Origin of the sequence: Phenylobacterium sp. (genome assembly GCF_020402505.1) — a bacterium.
Taxonomy (GTDB): Bacteria; Pseudomonadota; Alphaproteobacteria; order Caulobacterales; family Caulobacteraceae; genus Phenylobacterium.
Map to the genome: position 1 here is coordinate 58,891 of NZ_JADBZL010000023.1, position 12,656 is coordinate 71,546.

Consider the following 12,656-nt stretch of genomic DNA (forward strand, 5'->3'; position numbering starts at 1 on the left):
GCGGCGCCTCAAAGAAGGTGGCGGGTCAGGGCCCGGATCGCCGGCCTGGTCCCCCGGGCCGCGTCCGACGCGCCGACCTCCATCTCGAAGCGGCAATGAACCCCCGTCGGCGTCACGACCCGAAGATCATCGGGGTCCGTCGAGGAAAGCATGCGGTGCCGATGAAAGCGATGTCCATACTCACGCGGCGGCAATCCGGCGGCGATGAAGGCGGCGATCGCTTCCGCGCCCCGGATCTCGCCGGTGGCCGGGCCGGGGGCCCAGACGCCGTCAGGATGAAAGAGGCTCGCCGCTCCGGCGCCGTCGCGCATGTCCACCCGGTCCAGGAAGCGCATCAGGAGGGATCTCCTGGTGTCCCTGGCGGCGGACTGGGTGTGCAGCCATTCCCGGGCGGCGGGCGACCCGGGCTCGATAAGCTCGTCGGCGTAAAGTTTCTGAACGTCCGGGTTCTCATGCGAACGACGTCTCGGCGCTGCGGCGTCGATCGCATAGGTCGCCTGACTGCGCTTCTGCAGGACCTGAGGATCCAGCGACTTGGGTTCGCCCCCTCCCCCCAGACAACCGCCGACGCACGCCATCACCTCGATGGCGATGTACTCCGACCGCCAGGCCTCGGTCTCCAGAAATCGCTGGGCGGCGGCGATCCCGTTGCAGACGGCGACAGCGCCGAGGCCCTCCACCCGGGCGGTCTTCACCCCCTCGCTGACGCCGCGCAGCGAACGCCATTCCAGCGGCAGCGCCTCTTCGGCGTCCCGCAAGTGCGCCGCCGTCCGCAACATGGCTTCCATCACGCCGCCGGATGCGGCGAAGATCTGGCCGGCTCCCGTACTCTCGCCGAGGGGGCTGTCGAACACCCCGTCGTCTGCGAGCGCGCCAAAGGCGATGCCGCGGGTCCTGATCATCCTCGCCAGTTCCCGCGTCGTCAGCACGTGGTCGACGTCACCCGACATGCCGGGCCGGCGGGCCTCGTCCTTTTTCGCCGTGCACGGCATGACGGAGACCACATAGGGCTCCGTCCTTCCTTCTGCGAAAGCTGGCCCCAGGGATCGCGCAAATCCGCCCCGTTTGGTCACGGCGCCGTGCATCTGCTGTGGAGATTTCGTCGTGCTCAGATGCGGCAACAGGTCCGGCCGATTGATCTCGACCCAGTTCACCCAGCCCGGGCAGCATGACGTGAAGAGCGGAATCCTGTCGCCGTCCGCAAGCCGGCCGAGGAGTTCGAAAGCTTCCTCGACGATCGTCAGATCGGCGCCGAAGTTGGTGTCGAAGACGTAATCGAAGCCGAGGCTTCTCAACGCATTGATCAACCTTCCCGTACTCACGGCGCCGGGCGCCATGCCGAACTCTTCACTGATGGCGATGCGCGTCGCCGGCGCGACCTGAACCACCGATACGCGCCGCCGCGTCTCAAGGGTCTTCAGCACATCGCGCCAGTGCGGCGCTTCGATCAGGGCGCCGACGGGGCAGACGACGGTGCACTGGCCGCAGGAAATGCAGCGGGTGTTCTCGAGCGGCTCATCGAAGACCGTGACCGGCAGACGATCGCCGCCCCGTTCCGCAAAGCCGATGACAAACTGCTGCTGGCCGGACTCTCCGCAGGCTTCGGCGCACAGTCCGCATTCAATGCATTTCGAGAGATCCCGCCAGATGCTCGGCGAAGTGTGGTCGGTCAGCACATGCTCCGGGTGCGACGGGGATCCGACCGGGATCTCGCCCCAGCGCTCCTCCCACTGGTTTTCGTTCACCAGCCGCTGAAGCTGGCACGAACCGTTCACCTCGCAGCGCATGCAGTCGTTCGGGTGACGCGCCAGCAGCCATTCGGTGTTCGCCTTGCGGAAGGCGTTCAGGGACGCGGACTCCGTCTCAACCCTGTCGCCGTCCTTCGCAAGCGTGCTGCAGGCGGGTTGAGGGTTGGCCCCGCCCGCCACCTCCACCAGGCAGGATCGGCAGACGGAATGCGAGGGCAGTCGGGGATGATGGCACAGTGTGGGCACATGCACGCCCGCAGCCCTTGTCGCCTCAAGCAGGGTTGCGCCGTCGGCAAGTTCGATGGACCGACCGTTCACCGTCAGCGTGATCATGCCGCGACATCCATAGGCGCTCTTGTCACCCGGAACCCTCTCGCCCGGACGCGGGCCCGGCGCCAGTTCCGGATGAATCCCTAGGGGTGAACGCCCCGGGGCTTCAGCGCCTGCTTCAGGTTGCGAGGGTCCCGGAGCCGCCTCCCGAACGCCTCTGATCTCAAGCGGGGCGTGAAACGATCTTTCGAAGCGCCGCCTCAACCTCGCCGTCGGCGGTGGGCGGGAATGCGGTGCGCCAACCGATATGGCCGTCCGGTCTGACGAGCACGGCGCCGGCTTCGCCCATGCGGTAGAGATCTTCGAATCGCGGGTTGGACTGAAGTCCCGGGGAACCCATCCGGTATCGATACACTCGCAGCCCCAGAACCCGCTCGGCTGCGGCCGCCTGTTCCATCCAAGCCTCCCCGCCGCGCGCCGCCAGCAAGGTGAACCCTGGGCCGAACAGGTCCAACGTGGAAAATTGGGCTTCCGGTCGCCCGATCCAGACATGCGGAGCCCGCGCACCCGGCGTGGCGGACTGAGTGTAGTCGGAGTAACTGTCCTCGACGTCTGGCGGCTCGCTTCCGTCGGCGATCACGGCCGACGAGACATAGACGGCGCCGAACTCGACCCCCAGGTGATTACCATATCGGCGAGAGGCGCTCGCGACTTCGGCAGGGTCGAGGCCGCTGTCCCGGCCCGAACGCGCTGCAGCGTGAACCTTGGCGACGTTGGCGGAATTCGTCAGGGACTGGGCGGCGATCTGCTGAGAGAGACGACGGCGCTCGTCCTGGTAGGTGCCCAGCAAGGGCCAGCCGGCAAGCGCCTTCACACACAGGGCGAGCTTCCACATGACGTTGTGCATGCCCTGCAGCCCGGTGTTTACGCCCAGGCCTCCGGTGGGCGGAAACTGATGTGCGGCGTCGCCGCACATCACCACCCGACCGACAACCAGCTGATCGGCGACCGTGGCGTTCATCTTCCACAGGCCGAGCGAGACGACATCGACTTCAAGATCCTCCACGCCGACGGCCGCGCGCACCCACTCGCGGGCGCGGTCCTTTGTGAACGCTTCCAAAGACCAATCCTCAGGGCGAACGCCTATCTGGCAGAGCCACCGACCGGCGCCGTCCAGCGGCTGGAGCACACCTTGGGCGCGGGGGTTGGAGACGAACATCAGGACACTCTTCCTGTCCGCGATCAAGGGCTCGATCTCGGCTCGAAAGTAGCAGTTGACGACGTGCGAGAGCCCCCGAGGTCCCTCCATATCTAATCCCAGCTCACTCCGGATCAGGCTGCCCGCGCCATCCGCCGCCACGAGGGCCGATCCATTGATCTGTTCGACCCGGCGGTTGGCGAGATCCAGGACTTCCAGCGTTACGCTGCTGTCTGCCGGGTGCCCGCCCTGAACCAGACGTGTCGCCTCGTGGCGAAAACGGAACTCGATCAATCCCGTCGCTCGTGCGGCGTCCAGCAGGATCTCCTCGAGGAGTTCCTGCGACGACATGATGGGCAGGGCGGGGCTGATGTCCGCCCCAGGCCCCTCGAAACCCTTGGTCTCGATCAGCCCGTACTCCTCGCCCGTCGCGGACGTCAGAAACCGTATGGGGCTCTTCCACCCTTCCGGAGTATCGATGCTGCGTAACCGCCTGTAGACGGCCTCGCCCCAGCCGCGGGCGATCTCCATGGTGCGCGTATTGATGTTGCGCGTCTTGGGATGCCAGGACGTCGTTTCACGCTTTTCCACCACGAGGCTCGGCACGCCGAAACGCGCCAGCTCAAGAGCGGCGCCCAATCCCACCGGTCCGGCGCCGAGGATCAAGATGCGTTCAAGTCTAGTCATGTCGAGGAACCGCTGAATCCAGGTATTTGGCGCGATATCCGAGCGCTCTGAGCGTCAGGCGCACATGTCTCCGGGTGTTTGCGGTCACCGGCGCCGACGGCGCGGCCGGCGAGGCCTGCAGGTCCGAGAGGCCGTGAACGGCGGTCCATGCGAAATACTGGTCTTCGGGCGTCGCAGTCTCGATCAGGCCATGCGCATGAAGCTCGGCGAGCGCCTTGCCCAGCCATTGATAGGTGGTGGGCCGCTCAGGCCTGGGCGCCTCAGGATCGCGACCATAAGGGCCGAACATCAGCCTCCAGAGACCGTAGTGGGTGCTGGCGAATGTCACGTAGGCTATGGCGAGCGCCTCGAACCTCGCCACCGCATCGGCCCCGCTCGTCGCCGTTGAATCGAAGGGTAGCGCCGCAGCGAACCGCTCAGCGAGAAGGTCGAAGCCCGCCTGGGCGACGGCGCGAAGGATGGCGTCCCGATCCTCGAAGTGCCGGTAGATCGCGCCCGGCGAGACGCCCAGCTGGCGTGAGAGGTCGCGCATGGACAGACCTTCGATCGCACCCAGGCGCGCTTCGGCCAACGCATGCCGGATCACCTCCTCGCGCAGGCGACCATGATGCAGGGGTTTCGTGTCGGCGGACTGGGTCATGTCGCCAGGGTGTAATCAGTGTTTACATCGATCGCAAGGGGCGGTATGTAAACAGTGATTACAGCGGAGAACCCCGTGACCAAAAGGAACGCAAGAGCCCCTTACGCGTCGGGCGAAGACCGGATGATTTCGACCTCTCTCGGCGAAATCGCCGTGCGGGTCGTGGGTGACGGACCGCAGAAGGTTGTGCTCTGGCCGGCGATCTTCACCGACCATAATATCTATGACCGGCTCGTGGACGGTCTGGCGTCGGCGGCGACCTTTGTCCTGATTGACGGCCCTGGGCACGGGCGCAGCCCGGGTGTGGCCCGGGAGTTCACCCTGGGCGAAACGGCCGCGGCGATGCTGTCGGTCATGGATGCGCTCGGGATCGACAGGGCCACGGTGGGCGGCGTTTCCTGGGGCGGCATGGTGGCGGCTGAGGCGACCCTCAAGGCGCCGGAACGTGTTGAACGACTGATCCTTATGAACACCCCCATGGATATCTGTGGCGCGCATCCGAAATTCGGTGACCGGCTCGTCGCACTCGGCGCCCGGTGGATGCTGAACCGCGAGGTGTTCCGCAACGGCGTCGCGAGAAGCTTCTTCAGACCCGAGTCGCTTTCTCGTGATCCGGACGCCTCCAGGTCCTTTCATGCGATGCTCAGCAGAGCGGATCCGGTCCGATTGTCGGCCGCCGTGCGGTCCGTCATCCTGCGGGGGCAGCCTCTGCGTCCGCGCTTGTCCGCAATCACTGCCCCCACACTGGTGATCTCCGGGATCAACGATGGCCTTTATCCGCTTGAAGGGCAGGCGTCGGCGGCGCTGAGGCTGCAAGACGGCCGCTTCGCCCCCGTCGAGGGTTGTCACATCTCGCCGATCGATGCGCCAGAGGAGGTCAAGAGCCTGATCAAAGCCTTTCTGACCGAGGAGTCCTACAGATGACGATCTTGGTGCTGGGAGCCACCGGTCAACAGGGCGGCGTCGTCGCGCGCGCCCTTTTGGCCCGAGGCCGAACCGTTCGAGCCCTCACCCGTCGACCGGATGGCGCGGCCGCTCAGGAACTCTCGGCGATCGGGGCCGAGGTCGTCGGGGGCGACCTCGATCAGCCCGGGACGCTGGACGCCGCCTTTGCCGGCGCGACCGGCGTCTTCTCTGTCCAGGACTACTATGCCCCAGGTGTGGGGCTTGCGGGAGAGATCCGCCAAGGCCGCGCTGTGATCGCCGCCGCCAAGCGCGCGGGGGTGCGTCATATCGTTCAATCAACCATGGGCGATGGCTTCGACATCGGCGGACCGCCTCACTTCCTTTCGAAGGCTGTGCTGGAACAGGAGGTTCGCCGAAGCGGACTCGAATGGACGCTGCTCGGCACCGTCTGGTTCCTGGACAATCTCTTGAACCCGGCAATGCAGCCGCACCTGATGTTTCCAGTACTCTCCGGCAGCCTGCGGGATACGACCCGCTTCCAGATGTTGGCCCTGGAGGATCTGGGGTGGATCGCGGCGGAAGCGCTGGCCAATCCGGCGCATTGGGCCGGACGCAAGATCAATCTCGCCGGCGACACGCTGACCGTGCCCCAGATGAAGGCGGTCTATCGTCAGGTCCTGGGACGAAATCCAAAGTCTTGGCGTCTTCCCGCCTTCCTGTTTCGCCGACTTGTCCCGGAGTTTGCGGAGCAGCTGAGGTGGCACAACGATGTGGGGTTCGCCTTCGACGAGGGTCCGTTCCGCAAGGTCAAACCCGACGCCATGGGCTTTCGCCGCTTCCTTGAGAAACATCCGATCCGAGACATGTAGGCGCGCAGGATCACGGCCAGGACTTGACACTGTCATTTCAAAATGACCCGCGCCGATTGGGTCGTTGAAAAGGGAGGCACGCAGATGGAGCTGAAAGAGTTGGTCGCCAGTGACGGGGGCTGGATCAACCCGCGTATCTTTTCCGACGAAGAGCTCTATCGGGCTGAACAACGTGCGGTTTTCGGACATTCCTGGCTGTTCGTCGGTCACCTCAGTCAGCTCCCGGAGCCTGGATCTTTCCTGCGGGTCTGGATGGGTGAGGAGTCGGTCCTGGTCACCCGAGACCGGTCGGGCGCCTTGCGGGCTCACCTCAATGCCTGTCGCCATCGAGGTTTCCAGGTCTGCCAGGAAGATCGGGGCCACGCGAGCAGGTTTCAGTGCCGCTATCACGGCTGGGTTTATGGATCTGACGGCGCACTGATCGGCGTACCGGGCGAGGACACCATCTATTATGGCGAAGTCGACAAGAAGGCCTGGGGTCTCATCCCTGTGCGCGTCGAGGTCTATAAGGGCCTGATCTTCGGGTGCTTCGACAACGACGCCCCGGCGCTGGTCGAATGGCTGGGCGATATGGCCTGGTATCTCGATATCCTCCTGGATCGCCGCGAAGGCGGAACCGAGCTGCTCGGCCCGCACCGTTGGAGGATCAAGGCGAACTGGAAGGTGGTGGCCGAAAATCACTGTGGGGACGAGTACCACATCGGATTCGCCCACGGCTCCAACTTCCCGCCGGATCTCGGCGCCAACCGCGCAACGCCCCTGCCCCTGGCCCGCGAGATCCGACCGGGGCTCGGCCATGGCCTTGGGGCCAACATCTATCCCGATGAACTGGCGCCCGAAGACTGGCTGGGCGCCGCGATGCCGCCCTATCCGGCCCATGTCTTCGACTATCTGCGCGCCAGCTTCGATGAGGCGGAGAAGAGGCTGGGTCGCCATCGAGCGCGAATAAGTCTCATACACGGAGCCGTCTGGCCAAACCTCGGGATGGTGCCGGTGTTCAGCACCCTCCGGGCGATCCATCCCCGGGGCGTCAATGAGGTCGAGATGTGGTCCTATTGCCTCGTCGACCGGGATGCACCGCCGGACGTGAAGGCCTGGATGGTCTCGCGCTCGACCACGACCTTTGGGCCCGGCGGAAGCTTCGAGCAGGACGACGCCAACAACTGGTCCGCCGTCACCCGCTCCAGCTTCGGCCTCCAGGCAAGGAAGGGCCGGTTGAATCTGCAGATGGGACTCGGCCACGAAGAGCGGTCCGACCGTCTGCCGGGCGAGCTCGGCCTGACAGCCAGCGAGATTAATCAGCGCGGCTTCTATCGTCGTTGGCGTCAAGAGCTGGAGGCCGCGACGTGACCGAGGCCGAAGTGCTTCGCCAGGCTCGTATCGAGCAATGGCTCTATCGGGAGGCTCGGCTGCTCGATGAGCGGCGTTGGGACCTCTGGCTCGACCTGATGGATGAGCAGATCCGCTACGTGGTGCCGGACAGGACTTGGCGGCTGCAGAGCGATGTCCGCGACTTCGCCACCTGGTCGGTCGACGCTGAACTCTCGCCGCCCTGGGGAGCGCCCCTGATCGACGAGGATCTCGCGGCCCTTCGCCAGCGTGTCGCCCGGTTCCAGAGCCGAATGGGCTGGTCGGAGATGCCCGCGTCGATGACCCGCCGGATCGTCTCCAATGTGATGATCGACGCCGTTCAAGGGTCGCTGCTTTCGGTGGTCAGCAACCTGTTCCTGTCCAAGGTCCGACCGGACGAGGTCGCCCTGTTCACAGCCCAGCGTCGAGACCAGCTCATTGATCTCGACGGAGATGGCCTGCGCCTGCGATCAAGGACCGTCGTCCTGGATGCCGTCGTGCTCCCTTCAGAGAACCTGTCACTCCTGTTCTGATCCGCTTGACCTTTGGGAGAGCCGCGCAGCCAGCTCAGCCTCGTCGTTCAGGAACCAGACGTGATCGCCGCGATTGCACTCCCGCACCCAGTCGCGCAGGGCGGAGGATGTCGCCAGGGCGGGCCCGATGTCGCCCAGGATCGCCAATCCAATCCGATAGTTGACGCACTTCTGGGCGAATTCGCCGGCCTGACCGGTCGACAGGACGAGAAATCCGGGCGGCAGGCCTGCGGCCTTCAGCGCGACCCAGCGCGCTCCAGCCTCGAGGGCGGCGCCAATCAGGTCGGAGGCCTCGCCCCGGCCGGGAATCCGGTCCAGGACCAGGACCGCAGGGTCGGGCCTATCCGTCGGCGGCGGGGTCATGCCGGCCTTTTCGCCCGGCGAACCTTTCTGGAAAGTTAGCCTCACGCAGTTTTGACTCACCGGTACGGGCTGGAGGCCGCAGGACATTCGGCGTAGGAGAAGCCATGCCCGTGATCGACCTCGGCGACCTCCTGGCGGAACGCACCCGGACCACCCCCCTGACGGGTGTGGATGCGGGTGAGAAGACCCTGGGAGTCGCCTTCAGCGACGCTCTGAGGACGCTCGCCACCCCCCATTCGGTCATCCGCCGGACGAAGTTCACCGACGATGCAAAGGCCCTCTTCCGGCTGATGGACGAACGCGGTTCCGACATCCTGGTGATCGGCCTGCCCCTCAACATGGACGGGTCGGAGGGGCCCCGCTGCCAGTCCTGCCGGGCCCTGGGCCGGAACCTCCTGCGCCTGCGCCCGGACCTGCGCATTGTCTTCCAGGACGAGCGCCTGTCCACCGCCGCCGTGGAACGGACCCTGATCGGCGAGGCGGACCTGTCGCGGAGCAAGCGCAGCCAGGTCGTGGACCGCGCGGCGGCGGCCTGGATCCTCGACGCGGCGCTCGACCGGCTGCGAACCCTGGGCGGCGGCTGAGCCTTTTCCTTGGCTTGGACCGGAAACCCCCCTAAGACGGCGCTTTGATGAGCCGCGACGCGCAAGGTCTGACCGAGGTCCTGGAACGGACCTTTCCCTTTCCCCGGCGGCATTTTCTCTCCGTCCTGGACCTGAACCCCGTCGAGGTGGCCCGCCTACTGGACCTTGCCGAGGGCTTCGTCGCCCTGAACCGGCAGGTCTCGAAGAACCTGGACCTCCTGAAGGGCCGGACCCTCATCAACCTGTTCTTCGAGAACTCCACCCGGACCCAGAGCTCCTTCGAGCTGGCGGCCAAGCGGCTGGGCGCCGACACGATCAATATGAGCCCCGGCGGCTCCTCCATCGCCAAGGGCGAAACCCTGATCGATACGGCGGTGACGCTGAACGCCATGCGGCCGGACATCCTGGTGATCCGCCACGCCGCCTCGGGCGCGGCCTCCCTCCTGGCGCAGAAGGTCTCCTGCTCGGTGATCAACGCCGGCGACGGCCAGCATGAGCATCCGACCCAGGCCCTGCTGGACGCCCTTTCCATGCGCCGGGCCTTCGGGCGGATCGCGGGCCTGAGGGTCGCCATCTGCGGCGACATCCTGCATTCCCGGGTCGCCCGCTCGAATGTCGGCCTCCTGCAGATGATGGGCGCCGAGGTGCGGCTGGTGGGTCCGCCCACCCTGATCCCGGCCCGGGCCGAGCGCTGGGGCGTGCAGGTCTTCAACGACCTGCGCGAAGGCATCGCCGGCTGCGACGTGGTGATGATGCTGCGCCTGCAGCTGGAGCGGATGGACGGCGCCTTCGCCCCCTCCCCGCGGGAGTATTTCCGCTTCTGGGGCCTGGACCGCGAGAAGCTGGGCGCCGCCGCCGACCATGTGCGGGTCATGCACCCCGGACCGATGAACCGGGGCGTGGAGATCGATTCCGACGTCGCCGACGATCTGACCGTCTCGCTCATCCAGGACCAGGTGGAGATGGGCGTCGCGGCCCGGATGGCCATCCTCGCCGCCCTCGCCGCCCGTCTGGAGAACGGCTGATGCGCGCCGTCTGCGTCTTCTGCGGCTCCAGCCCGGGCTTCCGCCCCGTCTATGCCGAGGCGGCGGCGCGGACCGGCCGGCTTCTGGCGGAGCAGGGTCTGGCCATGGTCTTCGGCGGCTCGAAGGTCGGCCTGATGGGCGCCGCAGCCGACGCCGCCCTGGCCGCCGGCGGCGAGGTGTTCGGCGTCCTGCCCCGGGCCCTGGCCCGCAAGGAGCTGGAGCACACGGGCCTGACCCGACTGGAGATCGTCGAGACCATGCACCAGCGCAAGGCGCGCATGGCGGAGCTCTCCGACGCCTTCATCGCCCTGCCCGGCGGCGCCGGGACCCTGGAGGAGGTCTTCGAGATCTGGACCTGGGGCCAGCTGGCGATCCACGCCAAGCCGGCGGCCTTCCTGAATGTCGAGGGCTATTACGATCCCCTGCGCCGCTTCCTTGATCACTCCGTCGAGGAGGGTTTCGTACGCGAGGCCCACCGAGACATGCTGGTCTTCGGCGAGGACCCGGTGCAACTGCTGGAACACCTGGCCGGATATGTCGCGCCGGCCCAGGAGAAGTGGCTCGAAAGGTTCCAGCTGTGAGCGCCGCCGCCCACCGCCCCCTGGCCATCCTGAATGCGCGGATTCTCGACCCTGCGTCCGGCCTCGACGCCCGCGGGGCGCTCTTCGTCCGGGACGGAATCGTTGAGGGCGTCGTCGCCGGGTCCGATCCGGATGCAGTCAGCCCGGACCATGAGGTCATCGACGCCGGAGGGTCGCTGCTGATCCCGGGCCTGGTCGACCTGCGCGCCAAGACCGGCGAGCCCGGTTTCGAGACCCGCGAGACCCTGCGCTCGGCCTCCGAGGCGGCGGCGGCGGGCGGCGTGACGACCTTCGTGGTCCAGCCCGACACCGACCCGGTGATCGACGAGGCCTCGGTGGTGGACTTCATCCGCCGCCGGGCCCGGGACTCCAGCCTGGTCAACATCCTGCCCGCCGGCGCGGCGACTCAGGGCTGCCTCGGGGAGCGCATGGCCGAGATCGGACTGATGGCCGAGGCCGGCTGCGTCTATGTCACCGACGCCGACCGTCCGATCATGAACTCCAAGGTGATGCGACGGGTGCTGGCCTATGCGAAGGGCTTCGGCATGCTGGTGGCGCACCGCCCCGCCGATCCCTGGCTGAGCGAAGGCGCCGCCGCCACCTCCGGGGAATTCGCAGGGCGGATGGGCCTGCCCAGCGCCCCGCCCGAGGCCGAGAAGATCATGCTGGAGCGGGACCTCGCCCTGGTCGAGATGACCAGCGCGCGCCTCCTGGCCGATCAGGTCACCACCGCCTGCGCCCTGGAGGCCCTGGAGCGCGGCAAGCGGCGCGGCCTGCCCGTCTTCGCCTCGACCTCGATCAACCACCTGACCTTCAACGAGATCGACATCGGCGACTACCGCACCTTCCTGAAGTTCGATCCCCCCGTCCGGGGCGAGGACGACCGGCAGGCGGTGATCGAGGCCCTCGCCAGCGGCCTGATCGACGTGGTGGTCTCCGCCCACGCCCCGGCCCCCCCGGAAGACAAGCGCCTGCCCTACGCCGAAGCGGCTCCGGGGGCGGTCGGCCTGCAGACTCTGTTGCCGGCCCTGCTGGCCTTCCACCATGACGGGCAGATTCCCCTCATCGACCTCATCGCCGCCGTGACGGTGCGCCCGGCGGACCTCCTCGGCCTGCCCTGCGGCCGCCTGGCCCGGGGCGCCCCGGCGGACCTGGTGCTGTGCGACCTGAACGCCCCCCTGGTCGTGGACCCCGACGCGCTGAAGTCGCGCTCGCGAAACACGCCCTTCGACGGAAGGCGGCTGCAGGGCGTGGTTCAGAGGACCTTCGTCGCCGGACGGGTGGTCTTTGCGGTCTGAAACCGCAAGTTCTGAAGGGAACATTTGACGAACATTTCCGGACATGCTTGTCTTGCGTCCGAGGGTGACGCGGGGGTGGCGGCGACCTAGACTGCCCGGGCCATCGGAGGAGCCCGCCGCCCATGTCCAATGAACCGCTCGTCATCGCCGCCGTCATGATCGGGGGATACCTCCTGGGATCGACGCCGTTTGGCGTGATCATCATGAAGCTGGCCGGCGCCGGCGATCCCCGGAACATCGGCTCGGGCAATATCGGAGCAACCAATGTCCTGCGGTCCGGCCGGAAGGACCTGGCCCTGCTGACCCTGCTCGGCGATGGCGGCAAGGGCGCCCTTGCGGTGCTGGTCGCCTATCTCCTGACCCGCAATGCGCCGGAGGCTACACGGAACGCGATGGTGGCCCTGGCGGCGGGCTCGGCCTTCCTCGGCCACCTCTTCCCGGTCTTCCTGAAGTTCAGGGGCGGCAAGGGAGTTTCGACCTTCTTTGGCACCCTGCTGGCGGCGTCATTTCCAGTGGGCGCCGCCGCGGTGGCGACCTGGCTGTTGATGGCGTTCCTCTTCCGAATCTCCTCCCTGGCCGGCCTCACCGCCGCCGCCCTGGCCCC

The 12,656-nt window shown here is 66.8% G+C and carries 13 protein-coding genes; 9 read left to right on the plus strand and 4 right to left on the minus strand.

Going from position 1 to position 12,656, the window contains the following annotated elements:
* Positions 1 to 8: 8 nt before the first annotated feature.
* From IM632_RS02015 to IM632_RS02025, 3 genes are all read right to left on the minus strand, one after another.
* The gene (locus IM632_RS02015; protein ID WP_296497747.1) at positions 9 to 2,081 is read right to left on the minus strand and encodes a [FeFe] hydrogenase, group A; all 2,073 of its coding nucleotides are present in this window, start codon (positions 2,079 to 2,081) and stop codon (positions 9 to 11) included.
* A 160-nt stretch (positions 2,082 to 2,241) separates the two neighbouring features.
* On the minus strand, positions 2,242 to 3,903 hold the full coding sequence (locus IM632_RS02020; protein WP_296518084.1) for an FAD-dependent monooxygenase: 1,662 nt from the start codon (positions 3,901 to 3,903) through the stop codon (positions 2,242 to 2,244).
* Entirely contained in the window at positions 3,896 to 4,543 is a 648-nt protein-coding gene (locus IM632_RS02025; protein ID WP_296479911.1) for a TetR/AcrR family transcriptional regulator, read from the minus strand. Before IM632_RS02025 ends, IM632_RS02020 begins: the two co-directional genes overlap by 8 nt.
* Before the next feature lie 75 nt (positions 4,544 to 4,618).
* Between IM632_RS02025 and IM632_RS02030 the strand changes: the two genes are divergently transcribed.
* From IM632_RS02030 to IM632_RS02045, 4 genes are all read left to right on the plus strand, one after another.
* The gene (locus tag IM632_RS02030; RefSeq protein WP_296479912.1) at positions 4,619 to 5,467 is read left to right on the plus strand and encodes an alpha/beta hydrolase; all 849 of its coding nucleotides are present in this window, start codon (positions 4,619 to 4,621) and stop codon (positions 5,465 to 5,467) included.
* Entirely contained in the window at positions 5,464 to 6,318 is an 855-nt protein-coding gene (locus tag IM632_RS02035) for an NmrA/HSCARG family protein (RefSeq protein ID WP_296479913.1), read from the plus strand. The genes IM632_RS02030 and IM632_RS02035 overlap by 4 nt, the downstream gene beginning before the upstream one ends.
* Before the next feature lie 84 nt (positions 6,319 to 6,402).
* Positions 6,403 to 7,668, plus strand: coding sequence for an SRPBCC family protein (locus IM632_RS02040; RefSeq protein ID WP_296497754.1), 1,266 nt, complete (start codon positions 6,403 to 6,405; stop codon positions 7,666 to 7,668).
* The gene (locus tag IM632_RS02045; RefSeq protein ID WP_296479915.1) at positions 7,665 to 8,201 is read left to right on the plus strand and encodes an aromatic-ring-hydroxylating dioxygenase subunit beta; all 537 of its coding nucleotides are present in this window, start codon (positions 7,665 to 7,667) and stop codon (positions 8,199 to 8,201) included. Before IM632_RS02040 ends, IM632_RS02045 begins: the two co-directional genes overlap by 4 nt.
* On the opposite strand, the gene IM632_RS02050 is transcribed toward IM632_RS02045, so the two are convergent.
* Complete coding sequence (locus IM632_RS02050; RefSeq protein ID WP_296479916.1) at positions 8,187 to 8,564, minus strand: DUF4180 domain-containing protein; 378 nt, start codon at positions 8,562 to 8,564, stop codon at positions 8,187 to 8,189. The genes IM632_RS02045 and IM632_RS02050 overlap by 15 nt on opposite strands.
* Before the next feature lie 104 nt (positions 8,565 to 8,668).
* Here IM632_RS02050 and ruvX point away from each other — a divergent pair, with 104 nt between their 5' ends.
* From ruvX to IM632_RS02075, 5 genes are all read left to right on the plus strand, one after another.
* Complete coding sequence (gene ruvX / locus IM632_RS02055; RefSeq protein ID WP_296479917.1) at positions 8,669 to 9,148, plus strand: Holliday junction resolvase RuvX; 480 nt, start codon at positions 8,669 to 8,671, stop codon at positions 9,146 to 9,148.
* 47 nt (positions 9,149 to 9,195) lie between these two features.
* On the plus strand, positions 9,196 to 10,173 hold the full coding sequence (locus tag IM632_RS02060; RefSeq protein ID WP_296479918.1) for an aspartate carbamoyltransferase catalytic subunit: 978 nt from the start codon (positions 9,196 to 9,198) through the stop codon (positions 10,171 to 10,173).
* A complete protein-coding gene (locus tag IM632_RS02065) occupies positions 10,173 to 10,754 on the plus strand; it encodes a TIGR00730 family Rossman fold protein (protein ID WP_296479919.1) in 582 nt (193 codons plus the stop codon). Before IM632_RS02060 ends, IM632_RS02065 begins: the two co-directional genes overlap by 1 nt.
* On the plus strand, positions 10,751 to 12,052 hold the full coding sequence (pyrC, locus tag IM632_RS02070; protein ID WP_296479920.1) for a dihydroorotase: 1,302 nt from the start codon (positions 10,751 to 10,753) through the stop codon (positions 12,050 to 12,052). The genes IM632_RS02065 and pyrC overlap by 4 nt, the downstream gene beginning before the upstream one ends.
* 122 nt (positions 12,053 to 12,174) lie before the next feature.
* Positions 12,175 to 12,656: glycerol-3-phosphate acyltransferase (locus tag IM632_RS02075; protein ID WP_296551961.1), on the plus strand; the 482-nt coding region annotated here is incomplete at its 3' end.